Source organism: Gallintestinimicrobium sp., from assembly GCF_046968865.1.
Classification (GTDB): Bacteria; Bacillota; Clostridia; order Lachnospirales; family Lachnospiraceae; genus Gallintestinimicrobium; species Gallintestinimicrobium propionicum.
Genome location: NZ_JBKVPW010000014.1, coordinates 91,118 through 109,308, shown reverse-complemented (window position 1 = coordinate 109,308; position 18,191 = coordinate 91,118). Strand labels below are relative to the sequence as shown.

16 protein-coding genes and 2 tRNA genes are annotated in these 18,191 nt (G+C 49.6%); 13 read left to right on the top strand and 5 right to left on the bottom strand.

Annotation, left to right across the window (positions count from 1 at the left end):
* Positions 1-56 precede the first annotated feature (56 nt).
* Positions 57-224, top strand: coding sequence for an IS66 family insertion sequence element accessory protein TnpA (gene tnpA / locus ACLTOQ_RS12440; protein WP_412319568.1), 168 nt, complete (start codon positions 57-59; stop codon positions 222-224).
* A 169-nt stretch (positions 225-393) separates the two neighbouring features.
* Here tnpA and ACLTOQ_RS12435 read toward each other — a convergent pair.
* Both ACLTOQ_RS12435 and ACLTOQ_RS12430 read right to left on the bottom strand, forming a co-directional pair.
* Positions 394-466 (bottom strand) — tRNA-Thr (locus tag ACLTOQ_RS12435).
* A 98-nt stretch (positions 467-564) separates the two neighbouring features.
* Positions 565-637: transfer RNA gene (locus ACLTOQ_RS12430), tRNA-Thr, on the bottom strand.
* Positions 638-936: 299 nt separating this feature from the next.
* Between ACLTOQ_RS12430 and ACLTOQ_RS12425 the strand changes: the two genes are divergently transcribed.
* Both ACLTOQ_RS12425 and ACLTOQ_RS12420 read left to right on the top strand, forming a co-directional pair.
* Positions 937-1,689: an endonuclease/exonuclease/phosphatase family protein gene (locus ACLTOQ_RS12425; RefSeq protein WP_412269912.1), complete on the top strand. Its 753-nt coding sequence runs from the start codon at positions 937-939 to the stop codon at positions 1,687-1,689.
* A 191-nt stretch (positions 1,690-1,880) separates the two neighbouring features.
* Complete coding sequence (locus ACLTOQ_RS12420; RefSeq protein ID WP_412279818.1) at positions 1,881-2,204, top strand: hypothetical protein; 324 nt, start codon at positions 1,881-1,883, stop codon at positions 2,202-2,204.
* Between the two features lie 231 nt (positions 2,205-2,435).
* Here the strand turns inward: ACLTOQ_RS12420 and ACLTOQ_RS12415 are convergent, their stop codons facing one another.
* Together ACLTOQ_RS12415 and ACLTOQ_RS12410 are read right to left on the bottom strand one after the other, a co-directional pair.
* On the bottom strand, positions 2,436-4,202 hold the full coding sequence (locus ACLTOQ_RS12415; protein WP_412319567.1) for a DUF6669 family protein: 1,767 nt from the start codon (positions 4,200-4,202) through the stop codon (positions 2,436-2,438).
* Between the two features lie 73 nt (positions 4,203-4,275).
* Entirely contained in the window at positions 4,276-5,307 is a 1,032-nt protein-coding gene (locus ACLTOQ_RS12410; RefSeq protein WP_412319566.1) for a glycoside hydrolase family protein, read from the bottom strand.
* Between the two features lie 205 nt (positions 5,308-5,512).
* Here ACLTOQ_RS12410 and ACLTOQ_RS12405 point away from each other — a divergent pair, with 205 nt between their 5' ends.
* The 6 genes from ACLTOQ_RS12405 to malQ all read left to right on the top strand — a co-directional run bounded on the left by ACLTOQ_RS12405 (position 5,513) and on the right by malQ (position 13,061).
* Positions 5,513-5,824 (top strand): hypothetical protein, encoded by a 312-nt coding sequence (locus tag ACLTOQ_RS12405; protein WP_412279821.1) that lies wholly within the window; start codon positions 5,513-5,515, stop codon positions 5,822-5,824.
* Positions 5,722-6,438, top strand: a complete 717-nt coding sequence (locus ACLTOQ_RS12400) for a carbohydrate kinase family protein (protein WP_412319569.1) — start codon at positions 5,722-5,724, stop codon at positions 6,436-6,438. Before ACLTOQ_RS12405 ends, ACLTOQ_RS12400 begins: the two co-directional genes overlap by 103 nt.
* Positions 6,435-7,799, top strand: a complete 1,365-nt coding sequence (locus ACLTOQ_RS12395) for a glycoside hydrolase (protein ID WP_412319565.1) — start codon at positions 6,435-6,437, stop codon at positions 7,797-7,799. The genes ACLTOQ_RS12400 and ACLTOQ_RS12395 overlap by 4 nt, the downstream gene beginning before the upstream one ends.
* Before the next feature lie 200 nt (positions 7,800-7,999).
* Positions 8,000-8,992, top strand: coding sequence for a LacI family DNA-binding transcriptional regulator (locus ACLTOQ_RS12390; protein ID WP_337673257.1), 993 nt, complete (start codon positions 8,000-8,002; stop codon positions 8,990-8,992).
* Positions 8,993-9,071: 79 nt separating this feature from the next.
* The gene (locus ACLTOQ_RS12385) at positions 9,072-11,381 is read left to right on the top strand and encodes a glycogen/starch/alpha-glucan phosphorylase (RefSeq protein ID WP_117962601.1); all 2,310 of its coding nucleotides are present in this window, start codon (positions 9,072-9,074) and stop codon (positions 11,379-11,381) included.
* Positions 11,382-11,591: 210 nt separating this feature from the next.
* Positions 11,592-13,061 (top strand): 4-alpha-glucanotransferase, encoded by a 1,470-nt coding sequence (malQ, locus tag ACLTOQ_RS12380; RefSeq protein WP_021915102.1) that lies wholly within the window; start codon positions 11,592-11,594, stop codon positions 13,059-13,061.
* Positions 13,062-13,174: 113 nt separating this feature from the next.
* Here malQ and ACLTOQ_RS12375 read toward each other — a convergent pair whose 3' ends face one another.
* On the bottom strand, positions 13,175-13,615 hold the full coding sequence (locus ACLTOQ_RS12375; protein WP_337562855.1) for a CYTH domain-containing protein: 441 nt from the start codon (positions 13,613-13,615) through the stop codon (positions 13,175-13,177).
* Between the two features lie 279 nt (positions 13,616-13,894).
* Between ACLTOQ_RS12375 and ACLTOQ_RS12370 the strand changes: the two genes are divergently transcribed.
* From ACLTOQ_RS12370 to hemW, 4 genes are all read left to right on the top strand, one after another.
* Positions 13,895-14,446: a DJ-1 family glyoxalase III gene (locus tag ACLTOQ_RS12370; RefSeq protein ID WP_412319564.1), complete on the top strand. Its 552-nt coding sequence runs from the start codon at positions 13,895-13,897 to the stop codon at positions 14,444-14,446.
* A 13-nt stretch (positions 14,447-14,459) separates the two neighbouring features.
* Positions 14,460-14,870, top strand: coding sequence for a CBS domain-containing protein (locus ACLTOQ_RS12365; protein WP_021915105.1), 411 nt, complete (start codon positions 14,460-14,462; stop codon positions 14,868-14,870).
* 198 nt (positions 14,871-15,068) lie between these two features.
* Positions 15,069-16,886 carry a translation elongation factor 4 gene (lepA, locus tag ACLTOQ_RS12360; RefSeq protein WP_021915106.1) on the top strand — a complete coding sequence of 606 codons (1,818 nt, stop codon included), beginning with the start codon at positions 15,069-15,071 and terminating at the stop codon, positions 16,884-16,886.
* A gap of 4 nt (positions 16,887-16,890) precedes the next feature.
* A complete protein-coding gene (hemW, locus tag ACLTOQ_RS12355; RefSeq protein ID WP_412319563.1) occupies positions 16,891-18,183 on the top strand; it encodes a radical SAM family heme chaperone HemW in 1,293 nt (430 codons plus the stop codon).
* The last annotated feature ends 8 nt before the right edge of the window (positions 18,184-18,191 follow it).

Sequence of the window (18,191 nt, the reverse complement as noted above, 5' to 3'; positions counted from 1 at the left end):
GGTGGCTCTCAAAGTCCGGACAGGTGGCTCAGAGATCCCCGGAATAATCAGAATGGATGAAACTGGTGACTGAGTGCAGGCAGAGCGGTCTGACGGATGCGGCATGGTGTACTGAGCACGGGATCTCTCCCAGTTCTTTTTACAATGCGGTTACGCGTCTTCGTAAAAGAGCCTGCCAGATACCGGATCCGGTTGGAAAAGCCAATACCCTTGACTTTACATAACAAAATCCCTAAAAACCATGTGGACACAGAGTGAAATCTGGATTTTCCACCACAAATCACCATTTGCACACCGTAATACACCGGTCTGATATCAATAGAATGCACGCTCTGCGAGCATTCTATTGTCATGAACTAAAAAGCACCTCAGATTCCTCTGAGATGCTTGAAAAGCTGCTGACGGGAATCGGACCCGTGACCTCCGCACTACCAATGCGACGCTCTACCGACTGAGCCACAGCAGCATATGAAATTGTAGCAGTCACTGTTAGATATCTTATCAGACAAAAACGAATCTGTCAATAAGAAACTGCTTTATTCTGTTCTTTAAAAGAAACAGAAGAGCTGCTGACGGGAATCGGACCCGTGACCTCCGCACTACCAATGCGACGCTCTACCGACTGAGCCACAGCAGCTTATGAAGTGTGAACCATCATATGTTTCACAGCGAATAAAAGTCTATCATAAGATAAGCGTTGTGTCAATTAGAAAAATGTAATTTTTGGAGATTTTTTGTTCTTTTATCCACATTGCATTTCCGAAGGGACAGGGATATAATTGTTACAGTTCACTCGTGCCATTTTATGAGAAAAAATGAGCTGCGAAGCAGCGGAAAGCATCGAAGATGCGCTTTTGCGAATGGTGCGAGTGAACTGTAACATATAATCGAAATCATAAGAAAAGACTCGAAAAAGGGGAAATGGGAGGATTCATCATGAAACTGGTGACATTTAACATCCGCTGTGATTTTGGACAGGATGGGGAGAACAATTTTGAATACCGCAAGGATTTGATTTTAAAGAAAATCGCGCAGGAGAAGCCTGATATGATCTGCTTTCAGGAAGTGCTGCCGCATATCGCAAAATGGCTGAAAGAAAACCTGACAGAGTATTATGTAATCGGCTGCGGACGCAGCCCGGAGCTGAGAGACGAGCAGGTCAGCATCGCATACCGCAAGGACCGCTTAAACCTGATGGAGATGCAGTCTTACTGGCTGTCTGAGACGCCTTATGTGCCTGCATCCCGCTACGCAGAGCAGAGCATCTGCCCCAGAATCTGCAACGAAGCGCTGTTTGAGGATCTGGAAACCGGAAAGGTATTCCGCATTGTAAACACCCATCTGGATCATATCGGCGCACAGGCGAGAATCCTGGGACTTCGTCAGATCCTGGAAAAATTAAAGACCGAGAAACTCTATCCCGACGCAGCGACGATGATCACCGGCGACTTTAACGCAGAGCCTCAGGATCCGGAATTCGAAATCTTAAAAGAGTATCCGGAATACACTAACGTAACCGAGCATATCGGAATCACCTATCATGGATTCACAGAAGAGGATCATCCCTGCAGCATTGACTTTTTGCTGGTGAAGGGCGACATCAAGACCGGCGAGCCTGTGAAGTGGACAGACAAAGAGGGCAACGTATGGCTGTCCGATCATTATCCGGTTTGTGTGGAAGTAGAGTAAAGATGTTGTTGGGGTCAAAAAGTATTTTGACCCCTTTGATACCGGATTGCTCCGTGCGCAGCACTTGACATAAACTCGTTATGCGCAAAAAGCGTGCGCAGAAATAGAAATGAGAGGAAAAGATAAAAGGATTTTGCAGAGCCGGGCGCAGTAAAATTTGATAGAAATGCAAAATAATCGGAGGCATTATTATGACAGAAAAAATCGTCGGACTGATATCGTGTCTTTTATGCGCGGTTCCGTTTTTGATTATCGGGATCTTTGAAAAAAACAGCAAAGAGCCCATCACTTTCTGGAGCGGAGATAAAACGTTAAAATCGAAGGTAAAAGATGTCACGGCTTACAATCTGGAAATGGGGATGCTGTATCAAAAGTGCGCGTTTGCATTTATGCTTTCCGGGATCTGCTGCCTGATTTCGTTAGGCTTTGGAATTGTGATGCTTGTTTTGGACTGCACGGCAGGGGTTTATCTGATGTATCGAAGCTATAAAAGAATTCTGGAACGGAATTCGTAATTGACAGCGCCTGCAGGAAAGCGATGGCTCAAATACATGACCGCCGATACGTTGCATACCTGCGCAATGAGGGGCGAATTGTCAGATCCTAAAACCGTCCGATCCGGTGAAAATCAGACGAAAATAGAGAGCGCCCGCTTACGCTGTGTTTTTCACAGAATAAGCGGGCGTTTTTGAAATGTCGCTGTCGCAGCGTAGGGCAGCGTTTTAAAAGCTGTTTTCCAAAGAACCTCAATCCCTGTAAAGAACCGGGCTGACGCAGAGCAGTCCTTCGATTGCAGGAAGCGCGTCGATTCCTTTCAGCTGCCCGGCAGCAGAGCTGGCATCTGCAGCGCTGCCGCAAGATGTCGAAGCAGCAACATGCGCAGCGTTGGATACAGTTGCCGCACCGTTAATTCCCGGAGCTTCGTACAGCAGCGGAATGATCGGATCGGTTCCGGAGAGCTGGTTGAGGGAAACGCGTACCGGTTTGTCGAGCGAAACGCTCGTTGTGAATGTTTTGTCTTTTCCTTTTAAAACGACCTGAGCTGTTTTTGGAACAGCAAATCCGGTCTTGTGGGCATCTGTAAACGTCAGAAGCAATTCGTTTGTTTCCGGGAGAACCTCCGTCAGCAGCAGAGCGCCTTTGGAAACCCAGGTGCGGTGCGTGTGAATGGCGGTATCGAGCTCGGAAGCGATGTTGTCGCCGCTTTTGCCTTCGATGTAGGTTGCATAGCAGCCTGCCAGCTTCGCACGGTTGTGTAAGTCCATGCCGCTGGTCGCGGTGATTTGATAGCCTGAAAAAATCAGGGACATCCAGAGATTCGTGCCGCGTTCGTTTACTTCGTGGAGCGATTCCGGATTGTTGAAAATCTCGATAAAGTCAACCTTTGAGTAGTCCGAGATGGTCATTTCAAAGCGGCAGCCGCGGGCAAAAGGATCGCCATAGGAAAACGGATGCGCGATGCCGACGAGCGCGCCTTTTTCGCGGGCAGCTTCGAACAACAGCTCGGGACGGTGCTGGTCGATCGAGTTCCAGGGAACATATTTTGCGAGGTTTAAGCAGAGGATATGCCCGAAATAAGTCGTATATTCCATGCCGCGGATCAGGCTGATCGGATAATGCTTTTCTTCCAGCAGCTGTTCGATCTTTTTCTGACCGGAGGTGGTGTTGTGGTCGGTGATGGCGAACGCATCGACATGGTCGGCTGCCAGATATTCCGTCAGCTCCTGACAGGTTAAGCTGCCGTCGGATTCGACCGTGTGGTTGTGCAGCTCAAGGCGTTTGAAGCGGGTGGATGCAGTGACGGTATTACCAGCAGAAGAACTGCCAGTTGTGCTCGAATCGCCAGCCGTGGCAGCAGAGCCAGCGCCGGAGACGCCCGAACTGCCAGCCGTGGCAACAGCGGAGGCAGGAGCACTCTCAGCGTCGCACGAGTTGTCAGCGCTCCCGGCAGCATTCGAAGCCCCCGCATTTCCTGCTGCAGTCTTTACCGTATCCATTAGATTAAAGTTCGGTGCGATTACACCCTGTCCGACCGGATGTCCGGAAACGGTCAGCGTGTACTGCGTGTTGTCCAGCAGCACGTTGAAAACAAGGACGGTCACTTTTAAAACGCCGGAAAAGGTGTCCTGTGCCAGACAGCCGTCGCTTGTGAATTCTTTTGTGTATAACATGTGGCGGTCCGTCAGCTGGCGGTGGATGCAGCCGATGAAATTGTCGTTTAATTCCGCCATTGTGTGAATTTCTGTTTTCATTTCGTGCAGAATGGTCTGCCTGAACTCCTCGACGGGATAGATCGGGGCGTCGTATTTTGCAGTGCAGAGCGTCTGAAGTCTGTCAATGAGCTCAGGCGTAACGTCGCTTTCACTGTAGAGCCGCTTGTCAAAGCTAAAATGAATGTCCAGCTCGTCATAGACCTGATCGAGGCTGATGGTGTAGGTGATCTGTCCTACAAAGCCTGAGTCCAGCATGCCGCCGACACGGTAAATTTGTTGATAATTCTGATCGGTTGTCATACGTTCCTCTCCAAAATGTATAGTTGCAGTCAGACGCTTCCAAGACAGATGCGGAAGCGTGTCAGCTCGGCGCTTAGCGCAGCGGAATCACCATGTTCCAGGTTCTGGAAAACTGGTAGGGTGCAGGACCTTTCCCGGTTGCCAGAAACAGATGCGTGGGATGGTTATTTTCATCAAGCAAAAAGTAAGGGCGTTCGCAGTTTGCCTGATCGGTCTGTCTGCCATCGGACCAGGTAACGTGGCGGGAGTAAACGACGGGATTTTCGGCGAATTCCCAGTGAATGCAGTCGGCGCTTTCAGCGTACAGGCCTGCACCCCAGATGCCGCTGATGCCGGGACCTCCGTTTTTGAAGTCGTCTTTGATCAGCAGGCGGAATTTTCCGTCCTCGTACCACAGGTACGGATCTTCCAGATGGATGTTCGGGTCCTCGAAATTAAAAATCGGGTCGTCCAAAATCCGTTCAAAGGGACCATCCGGGCGGGGCGCTTTTGCGACACCGATTTTTAACGGACCGTTTGCGAAGGAACGCGATTTGTAGAGCATGTAGGTCGTTCCGTCGGGCTGGATTGCGACTGCAGGATTGGTCGTTGCAGTGCAATCCCAGTGGGAGCAGTCTCTGGGAGAAATCAGCGGCTCATCGCACCGCGTCCATGGGCCAAAAACAGACGGTGCGGTTGCAAGACCGATTCGTTTGCGGTTCCAGACCTCGGTAAAACGCGAGCTGTCCACCTCGTCACCGGGACCGGGAATCGGACCGCCGAAGGTCGTTCCCATATAATAAAGGTAGTAGGTTTGATTCCATTTACGGATGTACGGATTGTGCACGTTCATGCCGTCAAAAAAAGTGCGTCCCCGGCGTCCGAGCACGACCTCCTGAAAGGTATAGGGACCTTCCGGATTTTTGCTGGAAGCCCGGACGATTTCGCAGTTAAACAGCCAGTTTGCACCAAAGCCGAGATCTTTCGGCCAACGGGACGCAAACATGTGATAGGCTCCGTCTTCCCCCTGTACGACGGAGCCGCACCAGATCCAGTAGCCCGGGTCGGAATAACCGCCGCCGACCGGAGCCGGCAAAAGCGCGTTCTGATAAGGATTCTGTACCATATTCTTTTTTATAAAACCTCCCTGTAAATGCTTCGATAGCCCATTTCAATACAATGGAACTCTGATCTCTTTTCCTTAGCGTATAGAGAATTTTTGGAAAAGTCAAGGGATTGTCTGCCCTGAGATGCTTTTGGTTTTCCCGGTGCTTTATGGTATGCTGAAAAAGAATGAAAAATAGAGATGGAGGGGACTATGAAGGGAAAAAATGGGACGTCTATGTTTAAATATAGACCTTGTTGTTCCGGGCGTTTCCAGTCTGCCAAAGCCCGGGCAGGAGGATGAAGTGCCGGTTATGGATACCTATGTAGGCGGCGGCGCGGCGCTGTTTGCGCTTGGCATTGGAAAGCTCGGTCTGCATCCGGAATTTCAGGGAGAGGTCGGGGACGATTGCTACGGGGAGCTGATCCGCAAAGAATTTGCCGCAAAAATATCGACGACAGCTTACTTGAAACGAGCAGGACGGAGAAAACCGGTATTTCGATCAGTTTTACCAATGAAAAGGATCGGTCGTTTCTGACGTATCGCGGCACGAACGCGGGAATTTCCATCGACAAGGTGGATATCGAGGGCGTGAAAAACGCTTCGCATATCCATATGACAGGCTACGAGGGAAGCAAAAACCACGCGGCGTATCTTTCTTTATTAAAACGCGTCAAAGCAGAGACGGAGGCGACCGTTTCGTTCGATCTGGGCTGGGATCCAACCGGGGAATGGAATCCTCAGATCAAGGAGCTGTTTCCGTATATCGACGTGCTGTTCATGAACGAGACAGAAGCGATTCACTATGGCAGGACGAAGACCGCACAGGAAGCGGCACGGGAGTTTGCGAAGGATTGCGACAGGGTGGTCATCAAGCTCGGCAGCAGCGGTTCTCTTGCAATCGAAAACGGAAAAGAGGTCTTTCTCCCGGCGTACCGGGTAAAGGCTGTGGATACGACTGGCGCAGGGGATTCGTTTAATGCGGGCTTCGTATACGGATTTCTGACCGGAAAAGGTCTGGAAGAATGTCTGGCCTGCGGCAATGCCTGCGGCGCGTTAAACGTGACAGCGTACGGCGGCAACACCGGATTTCCGGACAAAGAGGGACTGAAGGAATTTATGGGAAAAAAGAAAGTGGAGGAAACAAAATGAAAATCGCAGTCATCGGGGGAGCAGGCGCCAGAACCGTCATTTTTATCAACGGCCTGCTGGCAAGATACAAGGCACTTCATATTGACGAGGTAGCGCTCTATGACATCAATCAGGAGAAACAGCAGATCATCACAAAGCTATGCCGCCATGTGGTAAACAGAAATCACAAGGATCTGATTGTAACGGAATCTGCGGATGTGCGTAAGGTATTGCAGGACGCGGATTATGTGGTAACAACGCTGCGCGTCGGCGGCGACCATTCCCGTGTTATGGATGAAACAATCGCATTAAACGCAGGCGTAATCGGACAGGAAACGACCGGTGTCGGTGGATTTTCGATGGCAGTGCGCACGATTCCGATTTTGCTGGAGTACTGCAGGCTGATTAATGAAATTGCACCGAACGCATGGATTTTCAATTTCACGAACCCGTCCGGTCTGGTGACACAGGCGTTAAAGAGCGCAGGCTATGAAAAGGTGATCGGCATCTGCGATGCGCCCAGCAGCACAAAATTCCGTATGGCAGCAAAGCTCGGCGTGGATGAAAAAGACCTGTATGTGGAATTCTTCGGATTAAATCATCTTTCCTGGATTCGCAGCGTGAAGATCAGGGACGAGGAGATTCTGCCCAGGCTCCTTGCGGACGACGCATTTTTAAAGAGCATTCAGGAATTTTCCATGTTTGATCCCGATTTGTTGCGGATGATCGGATTTTTGCCGAATGAATATCTCTACTACTATTATCATCGGGAAAAAGCGCTCGCCAATATCTTAAAATCCGGTGCGACCAGAGGTCAGACGATCGAGCAGGTCAACAAGCAGATGATGGAAGAGTTAAAGGCGATGGATATGGACGCCGATCCCGAAGGCGCACTGCAGATTTTCCTGTACTATATGCAGGTTCGTGAGAATTCCTACATGAGTATCGAATCCGGTCTTGCAAAGCGCCCGCTTCTGGAAAAAGGGCAGCTGGAAGTGCCTGATGGCATGGGATATGCAGGCGTTATGCTTGACTGCATCGAGGGGCTGCAGAGCAAGGACGGACGCGATCTGGTGCTTTCCGTGGAAAATCAGGGAAGCATCCCAGGTCTTGAGGATCGTGATGTGGTGGAAGTTACCTGTCATGTGGATGAAACCGGGATTCATCCGGTGAGGGTGGAGGAAGTTCCGGAGCACTGCTATCTGCTGATGCGTCTGATTAAGATGTACGAAAAGGAAACCGTAGAGGCGGTACAGGAACAGTCCGAGGAAAAAGCGGTCCAGGCGCTGATGCTGCATCCGCTGGTCAATTCCTACTCGTTGGCAAAAGAGCTTGTTGCAGCTTACAGCCAGGCATACGGCGGACTGTTCCATAAGGCATAAGGATGCACGAAAAGAGAACAAGGAGGAAGATACAACACAGGACATGCCCGCTCGAGGAGTGCAGGAGCGAAAGCTCCTGCCGCCTTTTTTTACAAAAAATTGACATGATTCTTAAAATATTGATATTGACGGAAAACGTTTTCTGATCTATGATATGAGTGTATTTAGAAAACGTTTTCCAACAGAGAGGAGGAGAAAGCTTGGCATCCATAAAAGATGTGGCGAGACAGGCAGGCGTGGCGATCTCCACGGTGTCGAAGGTGCTAAACGGCTATGAAGGCGTCAGTGAAAGCACGAAAGACAAGGTAAATGCGGCGATCGAAGCGTTGAACTATACGCCCAATGCGGTTGCAGCAGCACTTTCCTCCAAACAGTTTGGGCGGGTTGCCCTGTTGTTAAAGCTGGAGGAAACAGTTGGCTGCGTGGATGAGATCAACCTGCAGTATCTTTCCGGCGCGATCCACCGGGCAAAGGAATTAAAGCTTGATGTGGTGACGCTGTTTTTTTCCATGGTAGCGGATATGGGACTGGATGAGCTGACCAGCTATTTAAAAGCTCAGAGCGTCGAAGGAATTATCGCATATGGGATGAATGAGGAAGATGAATTTCTAAGAGAGCTGATAGCGTCTGGTGCGTTTAAAATCGTGCTGGTTGACGCACCCTATCATGACAGGAATACGTCTTCGGTCTGGATTGACCAGAAAAATGCCCAGTACGAAATCGCAAAAAAGACGATCCTCGGCAATGAAAGCTGTTCAAAGGTCCTTTATATCGCAGGGGATAAAAAGTCCTTTGTAACCGGAGAACGGATTGCAGGGATGAAGAAGCTGGCAGAGGAGCTTGCGCTGGAGCTGACCATCGAATACGGAGATTTCAGTGAGAAAAAAGCGAGGGAGCTGACCTTCTCTTATGCAGACAGAATGGATGTGTTTGTTTGTGCATCGGATCTGATGGCTATTGGCGCGATGCGGGCATTGATGGAGCTGGATGTGTTCCATCCGGTTTGCGGCTTTGACGGAATCCCGCTCATGAGCTATGCGGGCAAGCAGATGAATACGGTGCGTCAGGATTTTTATGGCGTGTCGGCTGCTGCGGTGGAAGAGGTTGACCGCCTGCTGCATCTGGAAGAGGGAAGAAACGTAGTGCTAGGATATGAACTGGTGCGGATGCGCTACCAGGACATTGTAGAGTAAACAATAGAATGCATGCTCTGCGAGTATTCTATTGTCATGAATCAAAAGTTGCCGCCAGGCGGCAGAAACGGAGGAAAGAATGAGACAGGAAGAAACGATCCGGAGAGAAATTCTGGAGCAGAGAATTGACAGGGAGCTGGAAGCTCTGTCTGAGAAGCTCTTCGGCAAAAAGCTGGAGGATGCAAGCGATGAGCAGGTTTATGTTGCACTGCTGTATCTGGTAAAGGGACTGGAAGAGGCAACCGTACCCAACGACGGTGACAAGAAAATCTACTATATTTCTGCCGAGTTCCTGATCGGCAAGCTTTTGTCCAACAATCTGATCAATCTGGGAATCTATGAAAAAGTAGAAAGTGTATTAAAGAGCAAGGGCAAGGAGCTGTCCAGAATCGAAGAGATCGAGCCGGAACCGTCTCTTGGTAACGGTGGTCTGGGACGTCTGGCTGCCTGCTTTATGGATTCCATTGCAACCCTGGGTCTTCCCGGCGAAGGCATCGGCTTAAACTATCACTTCGGTCTGTTCAAGCAGGTATTTAAGGATCGCCTTCAGACCGCAGAAAAGAACGACTGGATCGAGAAGGATTCCTGGCTGAATAAAACCGATGTTTCCTTTGATGTCTTTTTCGGTGACAGAAAGGTAACCTCCCGTCTGTATGATATTGACGTAGTCGGCTACAACAATGGTGTCAATAAGCTGCGCCTGTTCGACATCGAGAGCGTAGATGAAAGCATCGTAAAAGAAGGTATCACATTTGATAAGGAAGCCATCGAAAAGAACCTGACCCTGTTCTTATATCCCGATGATTCCGATGAAGCCGGCAACCTGCTTCGTATTTATCAGCAGTATTTCATGGTCAGCAACGCTGCACAGCTGATCCTGATGGAGATGAAGGAAAAGCAGTACGATCTGAGAAAGATGTACGATTATGCAGTCATCCAGATCAACGATACCCATCCGTCCATGATTATTCCGGAGCTGATCCGTATCCTGGTAAACGATAAAGCGTTTACAATGGACGAGGCAATCGAGGTTGTCAGCAAGACCTGCGCATACACCAACCACACCATTCTGGCAGAGGCTCTGGAAAAATGGCCGCTGTCCTATCTGGAAAAGGTGGTTCCTCAGCTCGTTCCGATCATCAAGGAGCTGTCCGCCCGTGTTGCTGCAAAATACAGCGATCCGAAGGTACAGATCATCGACGATCAGAACCGCGTGCACATGGCTCACATGGATATCCACTACGGCTTCTCCGTAAACGGCGTTGCTGCGATCCACACCGAGATCTTAAAGGATACTGAGCTGCATGCATTTTATGAGATTTATCCTGAAAAGTTCAATAATAAGACAAACGGCATTACCTTCCGCAGATGGCTGCTTTCCTGCAACCGTGAGCTGGCTGCCCTGATTACCGAAAAGATCGGAACCGGCTATCAGAAGGATGCGATGGAGCTGGAAAAGCTGCTTGCATTTAAGGATGACGAGGAATTCTTAAACGATCTGGTAAAGATCAAAAGAGAGAAGAAAGAAGCACTTGTTGCTCATATCAAAGAGCACGAAGGCGAGGAATTAAATCCCGATTCCATTTTCGATATTCAGATCAAGCGTCTGCATGAGTACAAGAGACAGCAGATGAACGCACTGTATATCATCCACAAATACCTGGAGATCAAAGGCGGTAAAAAGCCTGCCCGTCCGCTGACCTTTATTTTCGGCGCGAAGGCAGCTCCGGCTTATGTCATTGCACGGGATATCATCCATCTGCTCTTAGTCCTGCAGCAGATCATCAATAACGATCCGGATGTAAAGGACTACATGAAGGTTGTTATGGTAGAAAACTATAACGTAAGCTATGCAGAGAAGCTGATCCCTGCCTGCGATATTTCCGAGCAGATCTCTCTGGCTTCCAAGGAAGCATCCGGTACCGGCAACATGAAGATGATGTTAAACGGTGCGGTGACACTGGGCACAGCTGACGGTGCAAACGTTGAAATCCACGACCTTGTTGGTGATGACAACATCTATATCTTCGGCGAAAACAGCGAGCAGGTTATCGATCACTATGCAAAGGCAGACTACGTGTCCAGAAGCTTCTACGAGAAGAGCCCTGTGATCAAAGCAGCAGTGGACTTCATCGTAAGCGATCAGGCACTGGCAGTTGGTCATAAGGAGAATCTGGAGCGCCTCTACAACGAGCTGCTGAATAAGGACTGGTTCATGACCCTGCTTGATCTGGAAGACTATATTGCAACCAAAGACCGTATGTTTGCAGACTACGAGGATCAGGAAAAGTGGAAACGTATGATGGTGGTAAATATCGCCAAAGCCGGATTCTTCTCTTCCGATCGTACTATCGCAGAATACAACCGCGATATTTGGAAATTAAAATAAGGATACCAGAGGAAAAAGGTCTAAGCACCCAGGAGCCTGCTCCTGGGTGGGGGAAAGACCTCTTGACCTGTCAGACATGAGAAATCGGAGATTTCAAATGATGAAAAGGGCGAAAAGTCAGAAGACCGACTGTGCTTGCACGAGGGTTCTGATCTTTCGCCCTGCATGGCGTGACAAAACATATCGTTCAAAGGATGAGAGGAAAAAAGAATGAGAAGAAGCGGTGTTTTATTACCTGTTACCAGCCTGCCATCCCGATTCGGCATCGGAACCTTTTCCAAAGAAGCCTATGCTTTTGTGGATTTTCTGAAGGAAGCGGGACAGAAGCTGTGGCAGATCCTGCCCTTGGGACCCACCGGATATGGGGATTCCCCCTATCAGGCATTTTCTACCTTTGCTGGCAATCCCTACCTGATCGATCTCGAAGAGCTGATCGAAAATGGATGGCTGACAGAAGAAGAATGTGAGAATACAGACTGGGGCGGCAGCAAGTCCTATGTGGATTATGAAAAAATGTATCAGGGACGTTTTCCCCTGCTGCGCAAGGCATACCACAACAGCCATATCGCAGAGAATGCTGAATTTATTGCATTCTGTGAGGAAAATGACTGGTGGCTTTCTGATTATGCGTTGTTTATGGCGATCAAGGATAGTCAGGGCGGCGCAAGCTTCCTGGAATGGGACGCACCTTTAAAGCTGCGGGAGCCTGAAGCAATCAGACGCTGCAGACATGAGCTGTCCGATGAAATCTGCTTCTGGCAGTTTTTACAGTATTTATTTGCAAAACAGTGGCAGGCACTCAAGGCCTATGCCAATGGAAAAGGGATCTCTATTATCGGAGATATCCCGATTTACGTTGCACTTGACAGTGCAGATACCTGGTCTCATCCGGAGCTGTTCCAGCTTTCTGAGGGCTGTGTGCCCAAGGCAGTTGCAGGGGTTCCGCCGGATGCCTTTTCTGCCACCGGTCAGCTGTGGGGCAATCCTCTTTATGACTGGGAATATCACAAAAAGACCGGCTATGACTGGTGGATTTTAAGAATCGGTTACAGCTATCGCCTCTACGATATCGTCCGCGTAGATCATTTCCGTGGCTTTGAGGCATATTTCTCGATTCCCTACGGAGACGAAACTGCAGTCAATGGTCACTGGGAAAAGGGACCTGACTTCGAGCTGTTTGCAGCAATGAAGATGAAGCTGGGCAAAAAAGAGATGATCGCAGAGGATCTGGGTGTGATTACACCTCCTGTTCGCAAAATGATCAAAAAATGCGGATATCCGGGTATGAAGGTATTGCAGTTCGCATTTGACAGCTACGACAGCGAATACCTGCCGCACAATTATGATAAGAACTGTATTGTTTACACCGGAACCCATGACAATCAGACGACCCGCGGCTGGTACGAAGAAAACAACCGCAAGGTGCAGAAATACATTCGTGAGTACCTGCGGGTAAAAAGCGGTAAAGATGTGGTGGAAGCGATGATCGCAACAGCGATGTCCTCAACCGCAGGAACCGCAGTGATACCGATGCAGGATTGGCTCGGACTTGGACGAGAAGCCCGCATGAACTTCCCGTCCACCCTTGGAGACAACTGGAAATGGCGCCTGACGGACGGACAGCTGACGGATGCACTGGCAGCACATATGAAGGACGTGACAGAGACCTATTGCAGGTGATCTGCCCTGACAAACAAGAAATCCCGGAGAGCTGAAGCTCTCCGGGATTTCGTTTGTGTTGACCGTGAACACTTATATCCTTTGCCTGATCCTATAATAGTATGGCGACGATCCTATTTCAAGATCAAATTCGAATTATGATACGCCGGATCCTTCGTCACATCCTGGTCGAACCAGTCCGGTGGTGTGAATGCGTTTGCTTCCTCGATGGATGGAAATTCTACTTCTGCGATGATAAGCGGCGCCAGAGACTTCTCAAAAACATCCAGCTCGATGGTATAAGGATCCCAGGGGATCAGATATCGTTTTTTGGAAATACAGATGCCGTCGGCTTTCGGAAGCAGATGCTCATAGGAGGACTGATTGAGCGGAAGATTATATTCTTCCCGCGCCATCAGTCCTTTTCCTTTGTAGGTCAGATAATATTCATCATCCTGTCTGCGGATGCGCAGAACGGGGTCGGTGTTTAAATAAGCCTGCTCGATGAGGTGGAAGGGATAGCTGTCCAGATTTTCCGGCAGAGCTTTGACAGTAAATTTTCGTTCGATTTCCATAGGGGGCATAGAGTTACTCCTTTGTGTGTTTTAGATGCTCGACAGGTTTAGTATACCACAGACGCGCGGAATTTGTGAATTATGTTGTGGAAGTACTCTGATTTTTGTCATTCTTTAGAAAATATTCATACTTTTCCCCTTTTATGAAACAAAGATTTCTGCTAAGATAGGGATGGTTCAAATGGCGGGCTGCGGAAGCGCTCAACGGAGAACGGGGACGTTTAAGCAGGCGGCTGCCAGACATCAGAAAATGGACGTAAGAAGAAAGGGGACATACAGATGGCGAAAATTGGTGTATTTTTTTCGGCTGGTTATGAAGAAATAGAAGCGTTGACAGTAGTGGATCTTTGCAGACGGGCGGGCATTGAGGTGACGATGGTTTCCGTGGATGAGACAACGGCGGTGACCGGTTCGCATCATATTACCGTGCAGATGGATCAGCTGCTTTCCGAGACGGATTTTGATGCGTTTGATATGCTGGTGCTTCCGGGGGGAATGCCTGGAACCCTGCATCTGGAAGCCTGTGATGCATTAATGGAACAGCTGGATCGTTTTTACAGCGCTGGCAAATGGGTTGCAGCGATCTGCGCGGCTCCGCAGATTTTCGGACATCGCGGATATTTGAAGGGCAGAAAGGCGACGAGCTTCCCTTCTATGGAAAAGGAGCTGGATGGTGCGATTGTGACGCACGGCGCAGCAGAGGTGGATGGCAATGTAATCACCGGACGCGGCATGGGCTGTGCGATCGATTTTGCACTGAAAATCATTGGCAGCCTGATTTCGGAAGAAGAGGCGGCAGCGCAGGCGGAGAGAATCGTATACGAAAGGTAGACAGAATTTACAGATGAATATTTTATTCTTTTTGACACCAAAGAGCGAGGTCGCTTATGTGGAGGAAACTGACACACTGCGCCAGGCGCTTGAAAAGATGGAGCATCACGGTTATGCTGCAGTTCCGCTTTTATCTACGGAGGGCAAATATCTTGGCACGCTGACGGACGGGGATGTGCTCTGGGGATTAAAAAAACTGAATTTTCCCAGCCTGTATCAGATGGAAGAGATTCCTGTCATGCAGGTGAACCGTTCCCGGGACAATAAGCCGGTTCATGTGGATGTGGATATGGAAGGACTGCTGGAAAAGGTCAGCGCCCAGAACTTCGTGCCGGTTATTGATGATGAAAAGGTCTTTATTGGGATCATTACGAGACGGGACGTGATTCATTATCTGGCGAAACAGTGCCGCAGTCGGGAATAAGTGTTACAAAAACAGCGCTTTCATTTACCAGACTGAGGGCGCTGTTTTTGTGTTCGAAAATTCCTTGCCCACAGCCTGTGAGTTTGATATACTTAAATGCAATCAGATTGAAAAATGGCGAGTATGGCGTCGGCGCAGCAAACGGTTTTCATTTTCTAAAATGCGGCGGTTGACGACAGGAATCAGAGTGAGGAAAGAATGTCCAAAATAAAACAGAGCAATATCAGAAATTTTTGTATCATCGCGCATATCGATCACGGCAAATCGACGCTGGCAGACCGAATTATCGAAAAGACCGGTCTTCTGACGAGCAGAGAAATGCAGGAGCAGGTGCTTGATAACATGGAGCTGGAGCGGGAGCGCGGTATTACGATCAAATCCCAGGCGGTGCGGACGATTTACCGTGCAGAGAATGGGGAAGAATATATTTTTAACCTGATCGACACTCCCGGACACGTGGACTTTAACTATGAGGTCAGCCGTGCACTGGCAGCGTGCGACGGCGCAGTTCTGGTCGTGGACGCAGCACAGGGCATCGAGGCGCAGACGCTGGCGAATGTGTATCTTGCGCTGGATCATGATCTGGAGGTATTTCCGGTCATCAACAAAATCGACCTGCCGAGCGCAGAGCCTGAGCGCGTAAAAGAAGAGATCGAGGATGTGATCGGTCTGGATGCGGAGGATGCACCCTTGATTTCCGCTAAAAACGGATTAAATATCGAACAGGTGCTGGAGCAGATTGTGAAAAAAATTCCCGCGCCGGGCGGCAGCTTAGAAAACCCGCTGCAGGCGCTGATTTTTGATTCCCTCTACGATCCCTACAAGGGCGTGATTGTCTTTTTCCGAATTATGGAAGGACAGTTAAAAAAAGGTACCAAAGTCCGTATGATGGCAACAGGTGCAGAGTTTGATGTTGTGGAGGTCGGTTATTTTGGCGCAGGTCAGTTTATCCCCAGCGAGGACGGGCTGTCTGCAGGAATGGTTGGCTATCTGACGGCTTCGATCAAAAATGTCAAGGATACCCGCGTCGGCGATACGATTACAGATGCAGCCAATCCGTGTGCAAAACCGCTTCCCGGTTATAAAAAGGTCAATCCGATGGTGTACTGTGGATTGTATCCGGCAGACGGTGCGAAGTATCCTGATCTGCGGGATGCGCTGGAAAAGCTGCAGTTAAATGATGCGTCCTTATTTTATGAGCCGGAGACATCCATTGCCCTTGGCTTTGGATTCCGCTGCGGATTTCTGGGACTGCTGCATCTGGAAATCATTCAGGAACGTCTGGAAAGAGAGTACAACCTTGATCTGGTGACAACGGCGCCGGGCGTTGTGTACCGGGTGCATAAGACCAACGGGGAAGTGATCGAGCTGACCAATCCGTCCAATCTGCCCGACCCGTCGATGATCGAATATATGGAAGAGCCTGTGGTTTCGGCAGAGATCATGGTGACGACGGACTACATCGGTTCCATTATGGAGCTGTGCCAGGAGCGCCGAGGTCAGTATCTCGGCATGGAATATATGGAAGAAACCCGTGCATTGCTCAAATACGAGCTGCCGTTAAATGAAATCATTTACGACTTTTTCGATGCGTTAAAGTCCCGTTCCAAGGGTTATGCGTCGTTTGACTATGAGTTAAAGGGGTATGAGCAGTCAGAGCTTGTAAAATTGGATATTTTGATTAACCGGGAAGAAGTGGATGCACTTTCATTTATTGTACATAAGGACAGCGCATACGAGCGTGGTCGGAAAATGTGCGAGAAGTTAAAGGATGAAATCCCGCGCCATCTGTTCGAAATTCCGATTCAGGCGGCAGTCGGCGGCAAGATTATCGCCCGGGAAACCGTCAAGGCGATGCGCAAGGACGTGCTTGCAAAATGCTATGGCGGCGATATCAGCCGTAAGAAAAAGCTTCTGGAAAAGCAGAAGGAAGGCAAGAAGCGGATGCGTCAGGTCGGCAACGTGGAAATCCCGCAGAAGGCTTTCATGAGCGTCTTAAAGCTGGATGAGAACTGAGCCTATGACACCGAAAAAAGATCTGGAATTATATCTGCACATTCCGTTCTGCAGGCAAAAATGTCGCTACTGCGATTTCTTGTCGGCACCGCTGGCAGTGGGCACGCCGGGTGACGCAGACGTGCGCGGCATGGATGCGCGGCGAGAGATTATCCGGAATGCCGGGAGCGGACAGCAGAGCGCTTCTGCTACGGATGCGCACGTCCCGGAGTCCTACGTCGACGCCCTTATCACGCAGATCGTGCAGGAGAGTCAGTTTTATCAAGAGCGCAGAGTCACTACGATTTTCTGGGGCGGCGGTACGCCGTCCCTTTTGCGCGTCATGGATATGGAACGGCTGATGGATGTGATCCGGGCGCATTTTTGCGTTGCGGACGACGCAGAAATTACGCTGGAAAGCAACCCGGGCACGCTGGATTTTGAAAAACTCGCCGGATATCGGCGTGCCGGAATCAACCGGCTGAGCATGGGGCTGCAGTCGGCGTGTGACAAAGAACTTGCCATGCTTGGCAGAATTCACAATTTTGATACCTTTGTCCAAAACTATAAGCAGGCGCGGAGAGCTGGGTTTGAAAACATCAACGTCGATCTGATGTCCGCGCTGCCGGGACAGACGGTGGAGAGCTGGGAGCAGACACTCGTGAAAACTGCAGAGCTTGCGCCGGAGCATCTGTCGGCCTACAGCTTGATCATCGAAGAAGGTACGCCATTCTGGAACTGGTATGGTGAGGACGCAAACCAGACGCTGCGCCCGAAAGAAATGCTGCCGCTTCCGTCGGAAGAGGACGAACGCCGGATGTATGCCCGAACGCGGGAAATTCTGGAACAGTATGGCTACCATCGGTATGAAATTTCGAATTATGCGAAGGACGGGTATGCCTGCCGCCACAACATCGGCTACTGGAACCGGACGGATTATTTGGGGATCGGGCTTGGAGCGTCGTCTTTGATTGATCCGATGCGCTGGAAGATGACGTCTGATTTATCGGACTATCTGGAATGCGGTAAAAATCAGGGAGATTTTGCAAACCTTCGGGAAGAGGTGCAGACGCTTCGTGTGTCGGAACGAATGGAAGAGTTTATGTTTCTGGGGCTGCGCCTGACAAAAGGCATTGAACTGCAAACATTTGAACACCAGTTTGGAAAAAGCTTCTGGGACGTTTATCAGGACGCAGCGGATAAGCTGTTTTCCGAACAGTTACTTTGTCTGGATGAATCGAAAAAAAATCTGCGCCTGACGGATTATGGCGTGGACGTCAGCAACTATGCGCTGGCGGAGTTTTTGCTGGATTATTAGATCGGGAG

What these genes read in the sequence shown, in the direction of transcription:
- lepA (WP_021915106.1), top strand. Translation starts at nt 15,069, where the DNA reads ATGTCCAAAATAAAACAGAGCAATATCAGAAATTTTTGTATCATCGCG.
- ACLTOQ_RS12420 (WP_412279818.1), top strand. Translation starts at nt 1,881, where the DNA reads ATGACAGAAAAAATCGTCGGACTGATATCGTGTCTTTTATGCGCGGTT.
- ACLTOQ_RS12375 (WP_337562855.1), bottom strand. Translation starts at nt 13,615, where the DNA reads ATGGAAATCGAACGAAAATTTACTGTCAAAGCTCTGCCGGAAAATCTG.
- ACLTOQ_RS12425 (WP_412269912.1), top strand. Translation starts at nt 937, where the DNA reads ATGAAACTGGTGACATTTAACATCCGCTGTGATTTTGGACAGGATGGG.
- ACLTOQ_RS12370 (WP_412319564.1), top strand. Translation starts at nt 13,895, where the DNA reads ATGGCGAAAATTGGTGTATTTTTTTCGGCTGGTTATGAAGAAATAGAA.
- ACLTOQ_RS12410 (WP_412319566.1), bottom strand. Translation starts at nt 5,307, where the DNA reads ATGGTACAGAATCCTTATCAGAACGCGCTTTTGCCGGCTCCGGTCGGC.
- ACLTOQ_RS12365 (WP_021915105.1), top strand. Translation starts at nt 14,460, where the DNA reads ATGAATATTTTATTCTTTTTGACACCAAAGAGCGAGGTCGCTTATGTG.
- tnpA (WP_412319568.1), top strand. Translation starts at nt 57, where the DNA reads ATGAAACTGGTGACTGAGTGCAGGCAGAGCGGTCTGACGGATGCGGCA.
- ACLTOQ_RS12405 (WP_412279821.1), top strand. Translation starts at nt 5,513, where the DNA reads ATGGGACGTCTATGTTTAAATATAGACCTTGTTGTTCCGGGCGTTTCC.
- ACLTOQ_RS12385 (WP_117962601.1), top strand. Translation starts at nt 9,072, where the DNA reads ATGAGACAGGAAGAAACGATCCGGAGAGAAATTCTGGAGCAGAGAATT.
- malQ (WP_021915102.1), top strand. Translation starts at nt 11,592, where the DNA reads ATGAGAAGAAGCGGTGTTTTATTACCTGTTACCAGCCTGCCATCCCGA.
- ACLTOQ_RS12415 (WP_412319567.1), bottom strand. Translation starts at nt 4,202, where the DNA reads ATGACAACCGATCAGAATTATCAACAAATTTACCGTGTCGGCGGCATG.
- hemW (WP_412319563.1), top strand. Translation starts at nt 16,891, where the DNA reads ATGACACCGAAAAAAGATCTGGAATTATATCTGCACATTCCGTTCTGC.
- ACLTOQ_RS12395 (WP_412319565.1), top strand. Translation starts at nt 6,435, where the DNA reads ATGAAAATCGCAGTCATCGGGGGAGCAGGCGCCAGAACCGTCATTTTT.